Origin of the sequence: Kitasatospora nipponensis, assembly GCF_039528135.1 — a bacterium.
Classification (GTDB): Bacteria; Actinomycetota; Actinomycetes; order Streptomycetales; family Streptomycetaceae; genus Kitasatospora; species Kitasatospora nipponensis.
Genome location: NZ_BAAALF010000046.1, coordinates 1 through 14,554 on the forward strand (window position 1 = coordinate 1; position 14,554 = coordinate 14,554).

Here is a 14,554-nt window from a genome sequence, read left to right on the forward strand (position 1 = left end):
GGTGCGCTCCCAGGAGTCTCCGCTGTCCTCGGCCTTGGTGGCCTTGAAACGCAGGAAGGCCACCAGGACGGCGACCAGGACGAGCGCGGCGCCGACCGCGACCGCCCAGCCCAGTGGTATGTCCGACAGTCTCATGGTGCTGAACGCCTCGCTTCCGGCCGTCGTGGTGGCAGCGGCCACCATGGACGTCCATCATGGCGGATGGCCGATCCCCGTACGGGTGGTTTGCCAGCAAATGCACGTGACGGGACGGAGTATGACGAAATGTCAGAATGACAGTACGACGGTTGAACTGATTTCTGGTGCGGATCGCGGGCGGACGGCCGCGCCCTCAGGCGCAGGTGCGCGGGCAGCCGGCGCAGGCGTCCGTAGGGCGCACGGTGTAGTAGAGGCAGCAGCTCACCCGCGAACGCCCGCGCGCCGCCGCCCGCCGCGGGGGTGCGCCACCGGCGCCGTGGAAGGCCGCCGCGCCGGTGAAGGGGGCGGTGCCGCCGGGCAGCAGGGCGGCCAGTTCCACCACCGCGCGCTCCTCGACGCCCAGCAGGCCGGCCGCGAACCAGAGTCCCTCGGCCAGCTCGTCGGTGGCCAGTCCCCACAGGGTGCGCGGGCCGCGCCGCAGCTCGCGGCGGAAGGCCGCCAGGACCGGGGCGAGCTGGCCGGCCACCGCCGTGCGCAGCTCCGCGCGCAGGGCGTCCTCGTCCGCCACCGGCCGGGCGCCGGGCAGCGCGGCGGCCGGGTCCTGTGGCAGGCAGGCGAAGGCCGGTGGCCGGGTGGCGAGTTCGAAGGGGCCGCCGCCGCCGGCCGCGCGCCGCAGGGCCAGGGTGCCCGGGGCCGGCAGCGGCACCCGGCGCTCCAGGAACCAGGGAAGCGTGAAGAACAGGCCCAGCGGCCAGGCGAGGCGGTGCAGCCAGAAGCCGGCCGCCACCTCGGGGCGCAGCGGCTCGCCGTAGCGGGACAGGCCGTACCGGGCCTCGGCGGCGAGCAGTCGGGCGCGCAGCTGCGGGTCGCCGGGCAACTGGGCGCAGCTGACCCAGCCCCGGCCCTCGGGCGGTTCGGTGAGCCGGATGCGCAGGTCGGGGAAGACCCGGGCGAGGGCGGCGTAGGAGTCGACCAGGGGGACGGGGGCGGGCCGCGCCGGGCCCATGACCCGCGCCGGACCCGCGGTGTCGGGGGTGCTCGTCGCGTGGCGCACGGTCATGGCGAGGCCCCATCGGGTCGGCCGGTGCTCGCGCGAGCCCGGGTGCGGCGGGTCCCGACCGGGCCGGGCGCGCGCGTGTCACCACCGCGCGCCCGGCCCCATCAGGTTAGCCTCACCTTAGCTGACAGGCCGTCGGGCGTCCCGTTCGGTGCGGCCGTCCGGGGGACCCGCGCTCCGCGTCCCCGGCACGCCCGGGCGCGCGCTCGGTGGGGCGCCGCGCGGCGCCCCCGGCGGACCGCCGGTCGCGGCGCTCTCGCCGAGCGCGCCGACCAGCCAGACCGGCACGCCGCCCAGCGCCTGCACCAGCCGCCCGGCCTCGGCCCGCAACTGCTGCGCCTCCTCCGGTTCGCAGACCTCGGCCAGCGCCGCCAGCGCGGGCGCCACGCCCACCATGAACCCCAGCTCCTCGCGCAGCCGCAGCGAGGCGGTGAAGCCCTCGCGGGCCCGCACCCGGTCGCCGCCGGCCAGGGCCAGGGCGGCCAGATGGCGCCAGGTGGAGGAGGCCAGCAGGGTGTCGCCGTGCGCCAACGCGCCGTCGTGCGCCCGCCGGTAGGCGATCCAGGCGGCCGTCCGGTCGCGCAGCAGGTTCTCCGCCACCAGGCCGCGGCGGAAGTCCAGCAGCGGGCGGCCCGCCGCGTCCGGGGCCAGCAGCGCGGAGGTCCGTCCCAGGGCGGCCTGCGCCTCGTCCAGCCGGTCGCGCGGACCCAGCACGCTGCCCAGGTAGGCCAGGAAGCCGCGCGCGCAGGCCGCCGTCGCGCGCTGCTCGGTGCTGGTCACCCCGGCCTCCGCCAGGCGCAGCGCGCCCTCCGCCTCCTCCCAGTGGTCGGCGGTGAACAGGCATTGCTCGATGAGGAGTTCGGCCCGGCACAGAGCCGTGCGCGGGTCCCGCTCGGCCGCCGGCATGAGCAGTTCGGCGGCCTCCTGCCAGCAGGCCCGGGAGCGCAGCCGCCAGACCGTGCCGCTGGTGATCTCGTCCAGGTGGCCGTCCGCGCCCGGATGCAGCCCTCCGCCGTGCGGTGGAATCCCCGGCGGGCCACCGCGCCCGCTCCCGGCCTCCCCCACCCGGCCACGCGTCCCCCCGCCCAGCGGGGCCGTTCCGTACTCCGACAACGCCACCTCCTTGTGTGCGCCATCAAGACCGGCCGGCAGACCGGGGGCGCCGCCCCCTGTGCGCCGTCCGGTCCTACGGATACCGCCGTCCACAGCCATGGCCGCCGTGGCGGCAATTCAACACGTGGGCGAGCTTGTGCACCAGATCACGAGCGCGACGTATTTTGCTTCCCGAGGCGGTGCGAGCTCGGCTCGAGGACGGGCGGACCGCGGGCCACGGGGGCGTACGCGGGCGCATCGGCGCAGGTCGAGGCGGCGTCGGTGGGACGGGTGGTGACGGAGGGTCAGGAGTGTCGCCAGGGTCAGGAGGTCCAGCCGGTCTCCAGCAGGGCCTCGGCGGCGCCGTTCGCGGGCTGCGGCACGCCGCCCTCGTCCAGCGTGAAGAGCGCCACCAGCAGTTGCTCGCCGCGCACGGTCGCCTGGTGCGAGTAGCCGGCGGTGGTGAACATCGCCGCCGCCATCTCCTCGGCGTGCAGGGTCTGCAGCCACAGGCACTCGATCGAGCGCAGGTCGGCCGGCTCCAGCCAGGTGTCCACCTGGGCCACGATCCGCTCGCCCAACAGCGTCACCGCGTCGCGCTCCTGGGCCTCGGTGAGCTCCAACTCGTCGAAGCCGAGCCACTCCAGGTAGCGGGCGGTGGTCAGCACGGCGTCCTGCGCGGTGCGCACCGGGTGCGGGCGGAAGGGCGGACGGTTCTGCCAGCGGCCGCCCTGCGGTGCGGCCGGGGTGCCCGGCGGGCGCGAGCGCGGTGGGCTCGGCGGCTCGCCGTGCGGGTGCGGGTGCGACGGCTGTGAAGGCTGTGAGGGGTGCGACGGGGGCTGCGGCGGCTCGTCGGCGTAGAGCGGGGCGGGTGATCCGGAGTAGGGGCGCACGCCGAGCGGGCGCGCGCCCTGCGGTCCGGTGGCACCGGTGCGCGGCGCCCGGTCCACCGGCAACCGGACGGTGGCACCGCAGTTGCAGGTGAACTCCGGTTGCGGCCACTGGTCGGAGCGGCCGCAGTGCGGGCAGCGCATGCTCAGCCAGGAGTCCTCCCAGGAGCGGAAGCGCACCTGGATCGGCACCCCGCCCTGCAGCAGCGGGATCTTCAGGGCCGCGCCGCAGGGGCAGGGCAGTGCCGGCGGCTCGTAGAGGTGCTCGCGGCGGCAGGCGGGGCAGCGGATGGGCCGGGTCGCACCGGCGCCGGGCCCGGTCACGGGCCCGTCCTCGCCCGGGTGGTAGCCGGAGTCGTAGGGGCTGCGGCCGCTGTGCGGTCCACGGCCGGAGAAGTCGTCGGGCAGCGGGGATCCGGACAAGGCGCGCACCGTCCGTTCGGGTGGAGAGGGCGGGACGCCTCCATGCTCCCCGATCGGGGCGCCCGGCGGCAGGGGTTAAGGGAACGATCAGGGGGATTTCAGGGGGAAGGGGACCGCTGTGCGCTGCCGGGAGGAGCGGGCGCGCGCTGTCAACCCGCCGACCAGCGGGCCAGGTCGGCCGGGGTGTCCAGATCGTCGGGCACCGCGACGTCGGCGCACTCGACCAGCCGCAGCCGGTCCTGACGCTCCGTCAGCAGTGTGCGCGCCCCGGCGTCGCCGTGCGCACCGGCCGCCGCCTCGGCCAGGTACGCGGCGCCGATCAGCACCGGGTGTCCGCGCCGGCCGTGGTAGCCGGCGGCCGCCAGCGCGGCGCCCTCGCGGTGCGCCGCCAGCAGCCGGGTGACGGCGGCCGGTGTCACGCCCGGGGTGTCCACCAGCGAGACCAGCACCGCCGAGCAGGGGCCGGGCAGGGCGGCCACGGCCGCCAGGCCCGCGCGCAGCGAGCCGCCCATGCCCTGCTCCCAGTCCGGGTTGGCGACCACCGTGCAGCCGTCCAGCGCGGCGGTGGCCAGCACCTGCTCGCGGGCCGCGCCCAGCACCACCACGAGCGGTCCGCAGCCGCCAGCGCGCAGCACCTCCAGCGCGTGCTCGACCAGCGGGCGCTCCCGCAGCCGCAGCAGCGCCTTGGGCCGCCCGCCCAGCCGGCGCCCGCCGCCGGCCGCCAGCAGCAGCCCCACCACCGGCGGCGGCGCGGGTGCGGGCCGGTCCACGGGGGCGGGGTGGGGCGGGGTGGCTGCCATGCCACCAGCTTGCCGCCCGGCGGGCCCGCCCGGCCTTGTGTGATTCCACAAGGGTGGGGCGCTGACCTTGGGGGGACCCCGGGGCATCCGCCGCTGGATCTTCCGTTCACCTGCGCTTCTACTGGCCGTTATGCACACCGCACCTGCCCCCCTGGTCGACCGCTTCGGCCGGGTCCACACCGACCTGCGGGTCTCGCTGACCGACCGCTGCAACCTGCGCTGCACGTACTGCATGCCGGCCGAGGGCCTGAACTGGCTGCCGAAGGCCGAGGTCCTCACCGACGACGAGATCGTCCGGCTGGTGCGGGTGGCGGTCCAGCGGCTCGGGATCCGCACGATCCGGCTGACCGGCGGCGAGCCGCTGCTGCGGCGCGGCCTGCCCGGGCTCCTCGCCCGCCTCACCGCGCTGGGGCCCGAGCTCTCGCTGACCACCAACGGGATCGGGCTGGCCCGCACGGCCGAGGAGCTGAAGGCGGCCGGGCTGCACCGGGTGAACGTCAGCCTGGACACCCTGCGCCCCGAGCGCTACCGGGAGATCACCCGGCGTGACCGGATCGCCGACGTGCTGGCCGGGCTGGCCGCCGCCCGGCGCGCCGGGCTGGCCCCGGTGAAGATCAACGCCGTGCCGGTGCGCGGGGTCAACGACGACGAGGTCCTCGACCTGGTCGAGTTCGCGGCCGCGCACGGCTACCGGATGCGCTTCATCGAGTCGATGCCGCTGGACGCCCAGGGCGCCTGGGACCGGGCGGCCATGATCACGGCCGACGAGCTGCTCGCGGTGCTCGGCTCCCGCTGGGAGCTGGTCCCGGTGGGCCGGCACGGCAACGCGCCGGCCGAGGAGTGGCGGATCGCCGGCACCGACACGGTCATCGGCGTGATCGCCTCGGTCACCCGGCCGTTCTGCGGCGGCTGCGACCGGGTGCGGCTGACCGCGGACGGACAGCTGCGCAACTGCCTGTTCGCCACCGAGGAGTCCGACCTGCGGGCGCTGCTGCGCGGCGGCGCGGACGACGCGGGCCTCGAGCGGGCATGGCGCGCCACCATCGCCCGCAAGGGGCCCGGGCACGAGATCGGCTCGGCCGACTTCCGGCGCCCGGAGCGTCCGATGTCCGCCATCGGCGGCTGAGCGGGAGCCGCCCGGGGCGTTGATGACCGGCCGCTGGGTGGTTCCTGGGAGAAGGCCGGGAACCGGCGCGATCCACCGAGCGTCCATCAGGTGTCATGGGGGGCGGGCGCAGGGCGCCGGGCGGGGGGTCGAGAGGTGCTGCTGGCGGCGAAGCCCCCGGTGCGGCGGGCGGAGCGGGAGTGGATCGAGCGCTCGATGGCGTGGCTGGTGGCCGAGTTCGGTCCCGGGCCGCTGCTGCGCGACCCGGTGCTGCCCACCGCCGAGTTCTTCCCCGGCCCCTACGACGGCTCCGAACAGGACATCCGCCGACTGGTCGGCCGGCTCTGCAAGTTCACCGGGGTGCACCCCGAGGTGGTGACCGTCGAGATCGACCCCGACGACGGCGAGTGGGCGATGGCCGCGGGACTGGGCTTCACCAGCCGCTCGCACTACGCGGCCGGCCACTACCGGCGGCGCCAGGGGCTCGCGGTGATAGGGGTCGACGCGCGGCTGGGCACCCGGCCGACGGCGCTGGTCGCCGTCGTGGCGCACGAGCTGGGCCACGTGCGGCTGCTCGACGAGGTGCGGGTCAGCGCCGAGCGGCCCGACCACGAGCCGCTCACCGACCTGCTGACGGTCTACTTCGGGCTGGGCGTCTTCAGCGCGAACGCGGCCCTGAGCACCGAGGTGGCGGGCGGGCGCCGCACCACCCGCCGACTGGGCTACCTCTCCGAGCGGGAGTACGGCTACGGGCTGGCCTGCTACGCCTGGCTGCGCGGGGAGAGCCGGGCCGGGCCGTGGGAGCGCCACCTGACGACCAACCCGCGGGCCTACCTGAAGCAGGGCCTGCGCTACCTGCGCCGCCATGCGCCCGGCCCGGAGCTGACGGCGGCCCGCGCGCTGGTGCACGGCCGGCCTTCCGACCGGGGAAGGTGACCCGGTGCGTGTTCATACGAAGAGATAGTGATATTTCTCAGCGGTGAACATCGCTCTGGCGCACCTGTCGCGCCGCATCCTGCCCGCCGTGCTGGGGGTCACCGTGGTCGCCGGCTGCGGCGGCTCGGGAGCCTCCCCGGACCCGGCGATGGAGTCGGCCGCCCCGAGCGCGCCCAGTGCCGCCGCCTCGCACGCCCCGGCCTCGCCCAGCGCCGCAGTCACCCCCACGGCCCAGCCCTCCGGCGCCGACGACCCCGCGCTCAAGCCGTTCTACGGCCAGCAGGTCGCCTGGAGCGCCTGCGCGGACGACCCGATGACCAAGGAGGTCAACGAGTCCTCCTTCCTGTGCGGCACCGCGCACGTCCCGCTGGACTACGCCCACCCGGCCGGCGACACCTTCGACCTCGCGCTGGTCAAGAAGCCGGCCGCGCAGTCGGTGCAGAAGCTCGGCTCGCTCTTCTTCAACCCGGGCGGTCCCGGCGGCTCGGGCATCGACATGGTCACCGGCGGCGCCGCCAGCCAGTTCAAGAGCCTGAACGACCGCTACGACCTGATCGGCTTCGACCCGCGCGGGGTGGGCAGGAGCAGCGCCGTGCACTGCCTGGACGACGCGGCCCGCGACCAGCTGAACGCCCTCGACCACGCCGACGGCGGCACCGGCAAGGCCTTCGCCGACGCCTGCCAGGCCAAGTCCGCCAAGCTGCTGCCGTTCGTCGGCACCGTCAACGCGGCCCGCGACCTGGACGTGCTGCGCGCGGTGGTCGGCGACCAGAAGCTCAACTACCTGGGCTTCTCCTACGGCACCTACCTCGGCGGCTTCTACGCCGAGCAGTTCCCCGACCGCACCGGCCGGCTGGTGCTGGACGGCGTGGTCGACCCGACGCTGAGCCAGCTGGACGCCGGCATCGCCCAACAGGTCGGCTTCGAGGGCGTCTTCGAGCGCTTCGCCGCGGACTGCGTCACCCACAGCGGCTGCTCGCTCGGCAAGGACCCGGGAGCCGCGGCGAAGAAGGCCGCCGACTTCCTGGACGGCCTGGAAGCCCACCCGATGACCGGCACGGACGGCCGCAAGCTCACCTCCGCCGAGGGCTGGACCGGCACGCTGGACATGCTCTACGGCGACGCGAAGTCCTGGGAGTACCTGCGCGACGGCCTGGCCTGGGCGATGCAGGGCCACAAGGCCGACTACCTGCTGGAGTTCGCGGACGACTACAACGGGCGCGACGGGCAGGGCCACTACAACAACCTGGCCGACGCCAACGTGGCGATCAACTGCGCCGACGACGGCTCGCCGATCCCCACCGACGACCAGATCCAGCAAGCCCTGCAGCAACTGCACGACAAGGCGCCCTACCTGGACCGCCGGGTGACCGCCGAGGACCTCAAGGCGCAGGACTGCCGGGCCTGGCCCTTCCACTCCGCCCCGCCGCCGCACGTCATCAAGGCCGCCGGCAGCGCGCCGATCCTGGTGGTCGGCTCCACCGGCGACGACGCCACCCCGTACGCCGGCGCGCAGAAGGTGGCCGCCAACCTGGCGAACGCCACGCTGCTCACCCGCGACGGGGACGGCCACACCGCCTACTCCAAGAGCGCCTGCATCAAGAAGGACGTCGACGCCTTCCTGATCGACGGCACGATGCCCCCGGCCGGCACCCACTGCCCGACGGACTCGGCCGGCTGACACGGTAGTCGACCGGCCGTCACGCTCTACCCGGCCCCCTGCCCCGCGCCCTCGCCCGCCGGGCAGGGGGTGTCGATGCGTGAGTGCCAGGTGGCGAGAGGGGTCGCCGTCGCCAGGGCGAGGAGCCGGGCGGTCGCCTCGGTCAGGGCGTGGGCGGCCTCGCGTGGGGTGGGGTGCTGGGTGTCGTGGGTGGCCAGGACGTGGGTGCCGCAGGTGTCGGCAGGGGGGCAGAGGCCCATGATCTCGGTGTCGACCGTCCAGGGTGGGCCCCAGCGGAGGTCGAAGGCGCAGCGGCGGGGGGCGTAGAGGCCGGCGGAGAAGTGCACGCCGGCCGCCTCGACCACCCCGAAGAGGCCGGCGATGGCGAACTGCGGCTGCGCGTGGAAGGCGAGGCGGCCGCCCGGTGGGGCGCCGAGGCGGTCGGCCAGGGTGCGCAGGTGGGCGTCGGCCTCGGCCAGGGCGGCCGAGACGGCGACGGCGTCGCCGTCGGGCAACTGGGGGAAGACCCAGCGCGGGTCGCCCCGGTCCAGCGGGATGGTCTCCATGGCGGACAGTCTGCCGCCAGGGGTCAGGCCGCGGCCGCCGGTGCGGCGAACTGCTTGCCGAGCCAGACCAGGGCCGGCGGGATCTCGCGGCCCCAGGTGTGGAAGTTGTGGCCGCCGCTGTTCAGGGTGATGGTGGAGAGCTTGGTGGGGGCCTTGAAGGCGGCCACCATCTCCTGGGTGGCGTGGTAGTTGTCCTCGTCGTAGCTGGTGGCCAGCAGCAGGGAGACGGGGGCGGCCGGGGCGTTCTTCAGCCGCCAGAGCAGGTCGTTCTCCTGCTTGAGCTGCGCGCTGCCGCCGAACAGGTCGCCGGTGGTGGGGTCGTTGCCCACGCTGTAGTCGGCGGAGAGCGCGACCGCGGCGCCGTACGCGTGCGGCTTGCGCAGCGCGAACTTCAGCGCGCAGTAGCCGCCGGTGGAGTCGCCCATCGCGGCGTGCGCGGCGGCCTGCGGCATGATCCGGTAGCCGCTGGCCATCGCCTTGGGCAGGTCCTCGGTGAAGTAGGTCTCCACCTGCGGGCCGCCGGGGACGTCCATGCACTCGGTGTCGCGGTTGGCGATGGGGCTGGGGCGCATCATCACCAGGACGGTGGGCGGCAGTTGCCGGTCGTTGATCGCCTGCAGCGTGCTGGCGGGGTACTGCATCAGCGAGATCAGCTTCTCGGGCGTGCCGGGGTAGCCGGTCAGCACCAGGGCCATCGGGAACTGCCGCTGCGCGTAATCGGGTTGGAAGTACTGCGGCGGCAGGTAGACGTAGCCGTCGTTGCTCAGCCCGGAGCTCGCGCCGGTCAGCCGGATCTTCTCGATCTGCCCGGAGCGCTCCTTGGCCGAGCCCTGCGAGGAGTAGAAGCTCTGCTGCCCGGTGATCGACAGGGCGTTGCTCGGCTGGTGGTCCACCACCGTGCCGTTGCCGCCGGCGGTGCCGAGCAGGTCGGTCCAGGAGGTGTAGAAGCCGAAGTAGGAGTTGGCGATCAGCGCCATGGCGACGATCACCGAGGCCTGGGTGGCGAAGAAGGCGGCGAAGCGGCCGAGCAGGGCCTTCCACCCTCTGCCGCCGAGCTTCGGCCAGAGCCAGAGGGTGGCGACGAAGGCGGCCACGGCCACCAGGCCGGCCACGATCTGCAGGGGAAGTCCGGTCAGCGCGAGCATTGAACGATCCTAGTTGACCTGGGTGAACGGATTTCCCCACCCCCGTCCGCGCTCGCCGCAGGCCTGGCCCGCTCCGTGTGTACGCCTCCAAAGTGCGCCCCTGTGCGCCCTGTTGACCTCGCCACTCGCCCTGCGGGAGGCTGATCGCGCATATGCACGCGAAAGGCTCTTGGGGGGCTCGACTTGCTCACTTCAGTGGGTGTTTCCCGTTCCGCGTTCCGCTCGGCGGCCGCGGTGGTCGGCGCGGCGTTGCTGGTCGGCGGGTGCAGCTCGGCACGCTACCCGGGGCCGCAGGGCCTGCCCGGTGGCCGGACCTCGACGCCGGCGCCCACCGGCACCGGCAGCGCGGGCGGCGCGCTCGGCTCGCTGGGCGGCACGCCCAGCGACGACCCGACGCCGAGCCCGCTGCCGACGCCGTACGGGATCCAGCTGACCACCTGGGTCGGCCCGGTCAACACGGCGCTGGGCCAGGTCGGCAAGGCCGGCAGCCTGGACTCGCTCAGCACCGCGCTCGGCACCGCCCAGCAGGCGGCGAGCGCGGCGGCCACCGGGCTGCAGGGCGCCGTGCCGCCGGACAGCCTCAGCGACGCCAACCGCAAGCTCTACGTCGCCCTGGACCAGCTGGCCACCGATCTCGGCCAGGTCCAGAGCGACATCACGGCGAGCAAGGTCTGCGCCACCTCCTCGGCGCTGGCCGAGACCGGCGGGGTGCAGGGGCTCAAGGACGTCCCCGCCGCCCTGCAGACGCTGGCCGCCTCCGGCTACACCACCGACTTCGCAGTCCCGCAGACCCCGCAGCAGCAGCACCGCGCGCTGGACAACGGCGCCTTCGTCCGCGAGGGCCAGGACGACGGCAACGGCGAGCTGACCGTGGAGAACGGCGGCGACGCCGACGCGGTGCTCACCCTGACCAAGAGCGGCACCACCGCCTACTCCTTCTACGTGGTCAAGGGCAAGACCGCCAAGGTGACCGGGATCCGGGACGGCAACTACGACGTCTACTTCACCGGCGGCTTCGACTGGGACGCCGGCACCAAGCAGTTCACCCAGAGCTGCGACTTCACCAAGTTCGACGACGGCCTGGACTTCACCACCACCAGCAGCACCTACTCGACCTGGAAGGTCAGCCTGCAGCCGGTCGCCGGCGGCAACGCCACCACCACCCAGGTGCCGCCCGGCTCGTTCCCGGTCCCGTAGCCGGTCCCGGGGCGCGGTCCCCGGCTCGGCCGCGTCCCGCGCTCACCCGGTGGTGCGCGGGATGCGGCGCTCCCAGTCCCGTTCGAAGAGCACCGCGCCGCCCTCCCAGGCGGTCAGCCGGTCGCGGGCCACGAAGTCCGACCCGTCGCAGCCGAGCTCGGAGCCGGTCGTGACGGTGACGTCCCAGCCCTGGTCGGGGCGCTGCAGCCGCACCGAGCGCTCGCAGTGGGCGCTCGCGCTGAGCGGGTCCCCGCGCCGGATCCGGTAGGTCTCCTCCAGTCGCTCGGTGGTGACCAGGCCGTCGGGGTAGCTGCGCGAGGCGCCGCGGTCGGGGCAGACGGCCAGGCGCCACTCGCCGCCGCCCAGGTCGAGGGTCAGCTGTTGCTCGGGCCGGCCGTCCTCGCGGGGCGCCACGTGCACCTCCAGCGGTGCGCCCTGTTCGGGCTCGGCGAAGGTGATCGGGGCCCGGCCGACGTCGGCGGCCAGGTGGCGCACCGGCAGCATGAGGGTGCTGTGGCCCGGGTCGACCCCGAAGCCGGCCGTCTCGGGCAGCGGCCAGAGCCAGGGCCAGTAGGTGGAGGAGAGCGCCAGGCGGATCCGGTGCCCGGGGACGAAGGCGTGCGCGATCGCGGCCAGCTCCACCTCGACGTCCTCGACGGCGCCGGGCTCCCAGGGCGTCATCCGCTCGGGCCCGCGACGGGCCGCGAGGCTGAGCACGCCCCGGGTGACCAGGGCCGACGACCCGTCGGGCGCCACGTCGCAGAGCCGCACCACCAGGTGGCCGCGGTCGGCGGCGCAGCGCAGCCGCACCACCAGCGAGGGCCGGCCCAGGATCTCGGTGCGCTCGGCGAGCGGGGCGGAGTCGAAGCAGACCGAGCGCCCGTCCTCGGCGCGCGGGCGGGGCGGCAGGCGGCGGGGGCGGCGGGGGGGGGGGGGGCGGCCGGCTTCGACGCCGGTCTGCTGCGGGGTGCGGACCGGGACGAACCGTTCGCCCTCGGGCGTGCCGGCCGTGCGCAGGGTGTCGGCCAGGCCGTAGTGGATCTCGCGGACGTCGTCGGAGGGCCAGCCGTCCTCGCCGATCCACCGGCCGGCCGGCGCCGCGTCGCCCCCGGTGGGTGCGGCCCGCTGGGGCGACCCGGCCGGGCTGGGCGCGGGCCCCGGCATCCAGCTGCGCAGGCCGGGCTCGTCCAGCACGCCGCGCTCCTCGCCCTTGAGCCACTGGTCCCACCAGCGCAGCGTCTCCTGGAGGAAGCCGATCGCCGGGCCGGGCCCCCGCTCGCGGTCCGGGTACTGGTGCGCCCAGGGGCCGATCAGGCCGCGCACCGGCGCCGTCAGGTGCTCGACCAGCCGCAGCACGCAGTCCCGGGAGGGTTCGGCCCAGCCGCCGACGGCCAGCACGGCGGCCCGGATCGCGGCGTAGTCCTCGCCGAGGTCGCCCCGGCGCCAGTAGGCGTCGCGGCTCTGGTGCGCCAGCCAGGTGTGGACGGGCGGCTCCAGCGAGCCCAGTCGCTCCAGCCACATCAGCCGCCAGTCGTCGCCGACGTAGCGCGGGTCCGGCGGGCGGGCGGCGGCGGCCAGGCGCGCGGCCGAGCCGGCGGGCAGGTCGCAGCCCAGCACCGAGCCGCCGAGGTAGCTCGCCTCGTTGCCGTAGCGGTCGTCGCTGGGGCAGACGGCGACCACGGCGGCCAGCGGTTCGGGGGCCAGCGCGGCGATCCGCAGCGCGCCGGTGGCGCCCGGGCCGATCCCGAAGAGGCCGACCCGTCCGCTGCACCAGGGCTGCTCGGCCAGCCAGCGCACCACCTCGACCCCGTCGGCGCTCTCCCGCTCGCCGTACTGCTCGCCGTGCGCCTCGCCCGGCAGGCCGTCGGAGTTGCCGTGGCCGCGCAGGTCCACCCGCACGCTCGCGTAGCCGTGCCCGGCGTACCAGGGGTGGCGCTCGGCGTCCCGGGCGGCGGTCCAGTCGCTGAGCCGGTCCGGCAGGTACTCCAGCAGCGCGGGCACCGGCGGGCCCGAGACGGGTCGCCAGAGGCGGGCGGCCAGCGTGGTGCCGTCGGCGAGCGGCAGGCGCAGGTCCTCGCGGACGGTCCGGTGGGGGAGGGAGCTGGGGTGCCGCATGCGGAGCCTCCGGGGAGGTGGACGGCGGACGGCGGACAAGAGTGGACATTACCGCTGATTCCATGACCAATCGTGAGCTGAGGGCCCGTCAGAGTGGCGCGCGGAAGCTCGTGCGGGGGCGTGCATGGAGTACCCAGTTGCGAACAGCTTGCAAGTGCGGGGGGTGAGAGGGAACGATGGACCGGTTCCGCAGCACTCCGCACGTTCCAGCATCCGAGATGAGGTCGCCGCCGATGAGCAGCGTGCCAGTCACCACCCCCGCCCGACCCCGGTGGACCGCCCGGCTCACCCGGGACGAGTGGCTGCGGCTGGCCGGCATGGGCGGCTTCGTGCTCGCCCTGCACGTGGTCGGCTGGTTCACCCTGCTGGCGGTGATCGCGCCCCGGCACTACACCATGGGCCACGAGGTCTTCGGCGCCGGCATGGGCCTGACCGCCTACACCCTGGGCATGCGGCACGCCTTCGACGCCGACCACATCGCGGCCATCGACAACACCACCCGCAAGCTGATGGGCCAGGGCAAGCGGCCGCTCTCGGTGGGCTTCTGGTTCTCGCTCGGCCACTCCTCGATCGTCTTCGGCCTCTGCGCGCTGCTCGCCTTCGGGATCCGCTCGCTGGCCGGCGCCGTCGAGTCCGACGACTCCTCGCTGCACCGGACCACCTCGCTGGTGGGCACCAGCGTCTCCGGGGTCTTCCTGGTGCTGATCGGGCTGGTCAACCTGGGGGCCTTCAACGGCATCCTGCGGGTCTTCCGCAAGATGCGCGAGGGGCAGTTCGACGAGGCGGAGCTGGAGGAGCAGCTGGACAAGCGCGGTTTCCTCAACCGGATCCTGGGCCGGGTCACCCGGGCGGTCACCAAGTCCTGGCACATGTACCCGGTGGGCCTGCTCTTCGGGCTGGGCTTCGACACCGCCACCGAGGTCTCGCTGCTGGTGCTGGCCGGCGGTGCGGCGGCCTTCTCGCTGCCCTGGTACGCGCTGCTGGTGCTGCCGGTGCTCTTCGCGGCGGGGATGAGCCTGCTGGACACCATCGACGGCTCGTTCATGAACTTCGCCTACGAGTGGGCGTTCTCCCAGCCGGTCCGCAAGATCTACTACAACCTCACGGTGACCGGTCTGTCGGTGCTGGTGGCGCTGGTGATCGGCGTGATCGAGCTGGCCTCGCTGCTGGCCGACCAGCTGGACGTCACCACCGGGCCGCTGGGCTGGATCGGCTCGCTGGACCTCAACAACGTCGGCTTCGCGATCGTGGGGCTCTTCGTGGCCACCTGGGCGGCGGCGATGGCGTTCTGGAAGTTCGGCAAGGTGGAGCAGAAGTGGTCCGCCGGTCTGCGGGCCGGGGCGGTGGGCGCCGCGGGCGTGGGCGCCGCGGTGGGCGCGGTGGCGACGCAGGGCGCGGTGGCGGAGGGCGAGTAGCCCGCCACCACCGCG

Annotated in this window: 12 protein-coding genes and 1 pseudogene; 5 read left to right on the forward strand and 8 right to left on the reverse strand. The window is 74.8% G+C overall.

Going from position 1 to position 14,554, the window contains the following annotated elements; genetic code table 11:
* From ABD323_RS15550 to ABD323_RS15570, 5 genes and pseudogenes are all read right to left on the reverse strand, one after another.
* A pseudogene (locus ABD323_RS15550) lies at positions 1-183 on the reverse strand (hypothetical protein); the annotation flags it as partial.
* Between the two features lie 148 nt (positions 184-331).
* Positions 332-1,198 (reverse strand): (2Fe-2S)-binding protein, encoded by an 867-nt coding sequence (locus ABD323_RS15555; protein ID WP_344442169.1) that lies wholly within the window; start codon positions 1,196-1,198, stop codon positions 332-334.
* A gap of 117 nt (positions 1,199-1,315) precedes the next feature.
* Positions 1,316-2,314: a hypothetical protein gene (locus ABD323_RS15560; protein ID WP_425556006.1), complete on the reverse strand. Its 999-nt coding sequence runs from the start codon at positions 2,312-2,314 to the stop codon at positions 1,316-1,318.
* A gap of 296 nt (positions 2,315-2,610) precedes the next feature.
* Positions 2,611-3,600: a hypothetical protein gene (locus ABD323_RS15565; protein WP_344442170.1), complete on the reverse strand. Its 990-nt coding sequence runs from the start codon at positions 3,598-3,600 to the stop codon at positions 2,611-2,613.
* Between the two features lie 149 nt (positions 3,601-3,749).
* On the reverse strand, positions 3,750-4,400 hold the full coding sequence (locus ABD323_RS15570; RefSeq protein WP_344442171.1) for a nucleotidyltransferase family protein: 651 nt from the start codon (positions 4,398-4,400) through the stop codon (positions 3,750-3,752).
* A 130-nt stretch (positions 4,401-4,530) separates the two neighbouring features.
* Here ABD323_RS15570 and moaA point away from each other — a divergent pair, with 130 nt between their 5' ends.
* From moaA to ABD323_RS15585, 3 genes are all read left to right on the forward strand, one after another.
* Positions 4,531-5,526 carry a GTP 3',8-cyclase MoaA gene (gene moaA / locus ABD323_RS15575; RefSeq protein WP_344442172.1) on the forward strand — a complete coding sequence of 332 codons (996 nt, stop codon included), beginning with the start codon at positions 4,531-4,533 and terminating at the stop codon, positions 5,524-5,526.
* Positions 5,527-5,616: 90 nt separating this feature from the next.
* Complete coding sequence (locus ABD323_RS15580; RefSeq protein ID WP_344442173.1) at positions 5,617-6,441, forward strand: hypothetical protein; 825 nt, start codon at positions 5,617-5,619, stop codon at positions 6,439-6,441.
* Positions 6,442-6,484: 43 nt separating this feature from the next.
* Positions 6,485-8,122 (forward strand): alpha/beta hydrolase, encoded by a 1,638-nt coding sequence (locus tag ABD323_RS15585; RefSeq protein WP_344442174.1) that lies wholly within the window; start codon positions 6,485-6,487, stop codon positions 8,120-8,122.
* 26 nt (positions 8,123-8,148) lie between these two features.
* Here ABD323_RS15585 and ABD323_RS15590 read toward each other — a convergent pair whose 3' ends face one another.
* On the reverse strand, positions 8,149-8,667 hold the full coding sequence (locus ABD323_RS15590) for a hypothetical protein (protein WP_344442175.1): 519 nt from the start codon (positions 8,665-8,667) through the stop codon (positions 8,149-8,151).
* 23 nt (positions 8,668-8,690) lie between these two features.
* A complete protein-coding gene (locus ABD323_RS15595) occupies positions 8,691-9,812 on the reverse strand; it encodes an alpha/beta hydrolase (RefSeq protein ID WP_344442177.1) in 1,122 nt (373 codons plus the stop codon).
* A gap of 195 nt (positions 9,813-10,007) precedes the next feature.
* On the opposite strand from ABD323_RS15595, the gene ABD323_RS15600 reads away from it, so the two are divergent.
* Positions 10,008-11,009 carry a hypothetical protein gene (locus tag ABD323_RS15600; RefSeq protein WP_344442178.1) on the forward strand — a complete coding sequence of 334 codons (1,002 nt, stop codon included), beginning with the start codon at positions 10,008-10,010 and terminating at the stop codon, positions 11,007-11,009.
* 42 nt (positions 11,010-11,051) lie between these two features.
* Here the strand turns inward: ABD323_RS15600 and ABD323_RS15605 are convergent, their stop codons facing one another.
* On the reverse strand, positions 11,052-13,124 hold the full coding sequence (locus ABD323_RS15605; protein WP_344442179.1) for a CocE/NonD family hydrolase: 2,073 nt from the start codon (positions 13,122-13,124) through the stop codon (positions 11,052-11,054).
* A gap of 233 nt (positions 13,125-13,357) precedes the next feature.
* Here ABD323_RS15605 and nicT point away from each other — a divergent pair, with 233 nt between their 5' ends.
* Entirely contained in the window at positions 13,358-14,539 is a 1,182-nt protein-coding gene (gene nicT / locus ABD323_RS15610) for a Nickel transporter NicT (RefSeq protein ID WP_344442180.1), read from the forward strand.
* The last annotated feature ends 15 nt before the right edge of the window (positions 14,540-14,554 follow it).

What these genes read in the sequence shown, in the direction of transcription:
- ABD323_RS15555 (WP_344442169.1), bottom strand. Translation starts at nt 1,198, where the DNA reads ATGACCGTGCGCCACGCGACGAGCACCCCCGACACCGCGGGTCCGGCG.
- ABD323_RS15570 (WP_344442171.1), bottom strand. Translation starts at nt 4,400, where the DNA reads ATGGCAGCCACCCCGCCCCACCCCGCCCCCGTGGACCGGCCCGCACCC.
- moaA (WP_344442172.1), top strand. Translation starts at nt 4,531, where the DNA reads ATGCACACCGCACCTGCCCCCCTGGTCGACCGCTTCGGCCGGGTCCAC.
- ABD323_RS15590 (WP_344442175.1), bottom strand. Translation starts at nt 8,667, where the DNA reads ATGGAGACCATCCCGCTGGACCGGGGCGACCCGCGCTGGGTCTTCCCC.
- ABD323_RS15595 (WP_344442177.1), bottom strand. Translation starts at nt 9,812, where the DNA reads ATGCTCGCGCTGACCGGACTTCCCCTGCAGATCGTGGCCGGCCTGGTG.
- ABD323_RS15605 (WP_344442179.1), bottom strand. Translation starts at nt 13,124, where the DNA reads ATGCGGCACCCCAGCTCCCTCCCCCACCGGACCGTCCGCGAGGACCTG.
- nicT (WP_344442180.1), top strand. Translation starts at nt 13,358, where the DNA reads ATGAGCAGCGTGCCAGTCACCACCCCCGCCCGACCCCGGTGGACCGCC.